Annotated in this window: 2 protein-coding genes, 1 pseudogene and 1 CRISPR repeat array; all 3 genes and pseudogenes read right to left on the bottom strand. The window is 31.5% G+C overall.

Annotated features, from left to right (window positions below; all coding sequences use genetic code 11):
- Positions 1-40: 40 nt before the first annotated feature.
- Positions 41-428: a CRISPR direct-repeat array (repeat unit 28 nt; unit sequence TTTCTAAGCCGCCTATGCGGCGGTTAAG).
- A 147-nt stretch (positions 429-575) separates the two neighbouring features.
- Positions 576-1,124 (bottom strand): annotated as a pseudogene (locus O970_RS09655) (BRO family protein); the annotation flags it as partial.
- 371 nt (positions 1,125-1,495) lie between these two features.
- A complete protein-coding gene (locus O970_RS09650) occupies positions 1,496-1,975 on the bottom strand; it encodes a zinc ribbon domain-containing protein (RefSeq protein WP_133459483.1) in 480 nt (159 codons plus the stop codon).
- 437 nt (positions 1,976-2,412) lie between these two features.
- Positions 2,413-3,060: DNA polymerase thumb domain-containing protein (locus O970_RS09645; protein ID WP_238610640.1), on the bottom strand; the 648-nt coding region annotated here is incomplete at its 5' end.

Below are 3,060 nucleotides of genomic sequence, written 5' to 3'. Positions count from 1 at the left end.
GTTAAGCTAATCTAGCGGCTAAATATTGATAATCTGGGGTTTTCTAAGCCGCCTATGCGGCGGTTAAGTCATAAGATATTGTTTTTCCAAAATTTTTTTATTTCTAAGCCGCCTATGCGGCGGTTAAGACTTTACTTCTTGTCTTCCATGGGCTCAGAAATTTCTAAGCCGCCTATGCGGCGGTTAAGGCTTTGCTATAGGTTCGTTAGCTGATTATTTTTTTCTAAGCCGCCTATGCGGCGGTTAAGATCGATAATATAATCAGCGTAACGAAGAAGGCTTTCTAAGCCGCCTATGCGGCGGTTAAGAGAAATTTAGCAAAATGGTTTGCAAGCAGTATTTTCTAAGCCGCCTATGCGGCGGTTAAGGAATAAATTACACTTTAATCCAGATTTGGATTTTTCTAAGCCGCCTATGCGGCGGTTAAGTAGAATTATATCAAGATAACCGTTTAATTTAAAAAGAAAAATAACCGTTATACCCAAAATAACCCTTTTTTTATTACCTATGAATTAATCTATAATAATCAAATAGTTAAATATCTGTCTAAAAAAAAGGGTTATATAGTTTAAGTTCTAAGCCAATTTAAGCGGTGTAGCAAATAGTGATACGCTACACTCACCACTTGTGATTTTTGTTCTTTCCACAAAATTATTTGTTAGTGTAGTAAATTGTTTTAATTTATCATTCAACTCAATCAATTTATTTCGATAATAAATTGAATCTTTTTGTAGTTGAAGAAATAACATGTTATCAATGCAAACTTTACCATCAATATTTTTAACCTCTACTACGCCATCAATATATCTAACCACCCATCGCCCCTCATGCGGTATATTTGCAACTGCTGGTAAAAGGACCTGTTGATGTGTTTCTTTATCAGCTAAATCTAGTAACCATTTTCTTACTTCTTTAGCTACTTCTGTTTTGGCAAACATTGCGATTAGATGAGCACCGCGTAATGAGAAAATACGAACTGTTTTTTGATAATTCCCTGACAACCTCTTGAGGGTCTCAGTCATTTTACTAGTAAATTCATCAGAATTACGGTTATAAATTTGAGTTACTTTATCAGTTCTAGAATATCGCAATAATTTAGCTAGTTCGCTTGATATGATCCAAGTTTGGTTATTGTGATTATATGCTAACTATAAAAGCTATTGATTCATCTAATTCTAAAATTAAATCCTACGGACCACCCAATTTCTAATGTTTGTATTTATATATTAACCATCTCAAAGTCACTATTATAAAATTCAAATATTAATAAGCAGTCCATTTTTATTTTAATAGCATTGATCATAATCAAATGCTTTTTTTGGTTGGTTGTCATCACCCTTCAATACTTTTTGTGTTGGTTTTAATCTTTATCCTTTAAGATTATTCATTTTTTCAATTACTTTTTTGCCTAAATAGATAATAAAATAGAATGAATGCAATCTTATCTCACCGTAACCCTAGGTACAGTCAATAATAAAACTTAATTTATCTTTTTTTAAATAACATGGGCTTCTGACTCAAATTTATAACCACAATCTGGACAAATTACGCTTATATCATCATGAACAATATCGTGCGCAACTTGAAACTCATAATGACATTTGGGGCAGGCTAACCAGTAGGGATCATTTTCATCCTGACTATATCCAATATCACTATCACTGCTTAGATCATCAATATTATTTATGCCATCGGTATTTTGCATATCATAAGTATCAAATAGATGATTCATCCCTTTCCGACTCGCTTCATTATCCATATTCGCCATTTGATTAATACTATCCATATCATCAATGCCTTCTAATGCATTGGTTCCATCAGGATTATCAACGCCAGTAACCTCATTATAATTAACCGTTGCCGTGACATTAACATCGTCATCAAATGCATTTTGGTTGGATAATCCATCAATATGGTTTCCTGTGTTTTCAAGATTATCTATGTTTTTATCATGAATCTTTGGTTGTTGTTTCACTTTTATCCTCTCGTTTATCTTTCCATTACTATGGAATATATTTCATCACGTTAAAATAATGCTGCCAAGTAGAATTAAATTAATTTTCATTTTAAAAACAATGAGATAAAACAGTTCAAAATTTGTAATGAAATATTTAAACAAAGAAATGTTAGTGACTAGAAAATAAATTATTATATTTATATCTCTTAAAATGGTTAAAGAGCAATAGATTCAATAAAATACCAAATTTTATCATTTTACCTATAAATACTATTTATAAAGTTATTATTTATTGATAATTGTGGTTAGCGTTGACTAAAGTTAGTTATATATGAACACTTAATATCAAAAAAGATTAAGATTATCTATAATTGATCGGTAAAACTAATAATATCGAGTGAAGAGACTTCAATATAAATTATACGTTATTCATTTAAAATAATTAATAAGTTGAGTTATTCGAAAGGTAGTATAAGTTGTTTATCTAATTGAGGATCAATTAAGCTAACATGAAAACCAATTAAACGGACACCACGTTCTTTTCTACGTTCATCCCAAATTTGTTTAGCCTGTACGATAAGAGCCTCTTTATCAAGTTTAGACCAAACATGCTCCTGTGTTGTTGATTGAAAATCACTAAATTTAAATTTAACACCTTGGCGAGATATCGACAAATCAGATCTAATTCGGGTTAAGCGCTTTAATAGTTCATCATAAAGAGGATCAAGCAAAGGTAAACATTCAGACCACTGATAAATATCAGTAACTAAGGTTTTTTCTACTCCTACCGATTTACGCAAGCGATCACTATTTACTTCACTATTATCAATACCATTGCAACGCTCATAAAGAATGCGTCCTAATTTACCAAAATGATCTAATAATTTGGAAAGATCATAGTTAATGATATCTGCACAATTATATAAACCTAAATCAGCTAATTTTTGTTCGGTTACCTTGCCCACGCCTGGAATTTTTTTGAGCGGTAACGTTTGTATAAATAAATGTACTTTATCTGGAGTAATAACATATTGTCCATTCGGTTTATTGATATCGGAGGCAATCTTAGCTAGAAATTTTAACGGAGCAACGCCTGCGGAAGC

The sequence above is a fragment of the Candidatus Schmidhempelia bombi str. Bimp genome, assembly GCF_000471645.3.
GTDB lineage: Bacteria > Pseudomonadota > Gammaproteobacteria > Enterobacterales > Orbaceae > Utexia > Utexia bombi.
This window is presented reverse-complemented; position numbering and strand designations above follow the sequence as displayed.